Source organism: Micromonospora pattaloongensis (assembly GCF_900107255.1).
GTDB lineage: Bacteria > Actinomycetota > Actinomycetes > Mycobacteriales > Micromonosporaceae > Micromonospora_I > Micromonospora_I pattaloongensis.
Genome location: NZ_FNPH01000023.1, coordinates 2,501 through 5,370, shown reverse-complemented (window position 1 = coordinate 5,370; position 2,870 = coordinate 2,501). Strand labels below are relative to the sequence as shown.

Annotated in this window: 2 rRNA genes (1 of these 2 cut by a window edge); both read right to left on the bottom strand. The window is 56.9% G+C overall.

The window, feature by feature from the left end:
• Position 1: 1 nt before the first annotated feature.
• A 5S ribosomal RNA gene (gene rrf / locus BLW47_RS24475) occupies positions 2–118 on the bottom strand.
• A 91-nt stretch (positions 119–209) separates the two neighbouring features.
• Positions 210–2,870: ribosomal RNA gene (locus BLW47_RS24470) — 23S ribosomal RNA — on the bottom strand (it continues 448 nt past the right edge of the window).

The window sequence follows — 2,870 nt, the reverse complement described above, 5'->3', positions numbered from 1 at the left end:
TGTCCGGCGGTGTCCTACTCTCCCACACCCTCCCGGGTGCAGTACCATCGGCGCTGGAGGGCTTAGCTTCCGGGTTCGGAATGTTACCGGGCGTTTCCCCTCCGCCATGACCGCCGTAACTCTATCGACATATCAAACAACACCAACCCCGCAACGGGGGTTTGTTGTTCGTTTGTCGGGAGTTGCACAGTGGACGCGTAGCATCTTTGTAGGTCAAGTCCTCGGCCTATTAGTACCGGTCAACTCAACACGTTACCGTGCTTACATTTCCGGCCTATCAACCCAGTCGTCTAGCTGGGGGCCTTACCCCATCAAGTGGGTGGGATACCTCATCTTGAAGCGAGCTTCCCGCTTAGATGCTTTCAGCGGTTATCCCTTCCGAACGTAGCTAACCAGCCGTGCCCCTGGCGGGACAACTGGCACACCAGAGGTTCGTCCGTCCCGGTCCTCTCGTACTAGGGACAGCCCTTCTCAAGTATCCTACGCGCACGGCGGATAGGGACCGAACTGTCTCACGACGTTCTAAACCCAGCTCGCGTACCGCTTTAATGGGCGAACAGCCCAACCCTTGGGACCTGCTACAGCCCCAGGATGCGACGAGCCGACATCGAGGTGCCAAACCATCCCGTCGATATGGACTCTTGGGGAAGATCAGCCTGTTATCCCCGGGGTACCTTTTATCCGTTGAGCGACACCGCTTCCACATGCCAGTGCCGGATCACTAGTCCCGACTTTCGTCCCTGCTCGACCTGTCAGTCTCACAGTCAAGCTCCCTTGTGCACTTGCACTCAACACCTGATTGCCAACCAGGCTGAGGGAACCTTTGGGCGCCTCCGTTACTCTTTGGGAGGCAACCGCCCCAGTTAAACTACCCACCAGACACTGTCCCTGAACCGGATCACGGTCCGAAGTTAGATACCCGAATCAACCAGAGTGGTATTTCAACGTTGACTCCACCCATACTGGCGTATGAGCTTCACAGTCTCCCACCTATCCTACACAAGCTAACTCAGATACCAATGTCAAGCTATAGTAAAGGTCCCGGGGTCTTTCCGTCCTGCCGCGCGTAACGAGCATCTTTACTCGTAGTGCAATTTCGCCGGGCCTGTGGTTGAGACAGTGGGGAAGTCGTTACGCCATTCGTGCAGGTCGGAACTTACCCGACAAGGAATTTCGCTACCTTAGGATGGTTATAGTTACCACCGCCGTTTACTGGCGCTTAAGTTCTCAGCTTCGCCCCAAAAGGCTAACCGGTCCCCTTAACGTTCCAGCACCGGGCAGGCGTCAGTCCATATACATCGACTTACGTCTTCGCATGGACCTGTGTTTTTAGTAAACAGTCGCTTCCCCCTGCTCTCTGCGGCCATACCACGCTCCAGGAGCAAGTCCCTTCACGCGTCCGGCCCCCCTTCTCCCTAAGTTACGGGGGCAATTTGCCGAGTTCCTTAACCACAGTTCGCCCGATCGCCTCGGTATTCTCTACCTGACCACCTGTGTCGGTTTGGGGTACGGGCCGCTCAAAGCTCGCTAGAGGCTTTTCTCGGCAGCATAGGATCACTGACTTCACCTGAATCGGCTCGGCATCACGTCTCAGCCTATATGTGGTGCGGATTTGCCTACACCACGGCCTACACGCTTACCCCGGCACAACCACCGGCCGGGATCAGCTACCTTCCTGCGTCACCCCATCGCTTGACTACTACCCACCAGGATCCCACGCTCCCCCACCTCAACCCGAAGGCCAAGATAGGTTCGGGTGGTTAGCACAGCAAGATTCATCATGGGCGCTTCTTCGCGGGTACGGGAATATCAACCCGTTGTCCATCGACTACGCCTCTCGGCCTCGCCTTAGGTCCCGACTCACCCAGGGCGGATTAACCTGGCCCTGGAACCCTTGGTCATCCGGCGGAAGGGTTTCTCACCCTTCTTTCGCTACTCATGCCTGCATTCTCACTCGTGCCGCGTCCACAACTGGCTTACACCGCTGCTTCACCCCCGGCACGACGCTCCCCTACCCACCCACACACCTGCACAACCACCCGGAGGCGGTCGCGAAGTTGAAATGTGAGTGCCACAGCTTCGGCGGTGTGCTTGAGCCCCGCTACATTGTCGGCGCGGAACCACTTGACCAGTGAGCTATTACGCACTCTTTAAAGGGTGGCTGCTTCTAAGCCAACCTCCTGGTTGTCTATGCGATCCCACATCCTTTTCCACTTAGCACACGCTTAGGGGCCTTAGCTGGTGATCTGGGCTGTTTCCCTCTCGACTACGAAGCTTATCCCCCGCAGTCTCACTGCCGCGCTCTCACTTACCGGCATTCGGAGTTTGGCTGATTTCGGTAAGCTTGTAGGCCCCCTAGACCATCCAGTGCTCTACCTCCGGCAAGAAACACACGACGCTGCACCTAAATGCATTTCGGGGAGAACCAGCTATCACGGAGTTTGATTGGCCTTTCACCCCTAACCACAGGTCATCCCCCAACTTTTCAACGTTGGTGGGTTCGGCCCTCCACGCGGTCTTACCCGCGCTTCAGCCTGCCCATGGCTAGATCACTCCGCTTCGGGTCTAGGACACGCGACTCTGACGCCCTATTCAGACTCGCTTTCGCTACGGCTCCCCCACACGGGTTAACCTCGCCACATGCCACTAACTCGCAGGCTCATTCTTCAAAAGGCACGCCGTCACCCCTAAAGGCTCCGACGGATTGTAGGCGAACGGTTTCAGGTACTATTTCACTCCCCTCCCGGGGTACTTTTCACCATTCCCTCACGGTACTAGTCCGCTATCGGTCACCAGGAAGTATTTAGGCTTACCAGGTGGTCCTGGCAGATTCACGGCAGATTACAGGAGTCCGCCGCTACTCGGGAACA